General features: G+C 68.9%; 1 pseudogene. It reads right to left on the bottom strand.

Annotated features, from left to right (window positions below):
- A pseudogene (locus KVS71_RS18645) lies at positions 1–238 on the bottom strand (ATP-dependent helicase); the annotation flags it as partial.

Below are 238 nucleotides of genomic sequence, written 5' to 3'. Positions count from 1 at the left end.
CGATGCCGACCTCGGGGTCGCCGTTGAAGTCGTCGATGGCCTGCTGCCGCGCCGTGATCGTCTGGTCACCGCGGATGGATACCGCGCGGATGCCGGTGGAGGCGAAGTGCGCCTCCGCCTGGTCCATGACGTCGATGTGCTTCGCGAAGAACACGACCTTGCCGGCCGACCGCTGCAGCTGTGCGGCGTAGTCGGCCGCGAGGAGGGCCTTCGCCTGACCGATGCGGCGCACCATGGT

It is taken from the genome of Microbacterium sp. GbtcB4 (assembly GCF_019091465.1).
GTDB classification, from domain to species: Bacteria; Actinomycetota; Actinomycetes; order Actinomycetales; family Microbacteriaceae; genus Microbacterium; species Microbacterium paraoxydans.
Note: the sequence above shows the minus strand (reverse complement) of the source record. Positions and strands in the feature narration are given on the sequence as shown.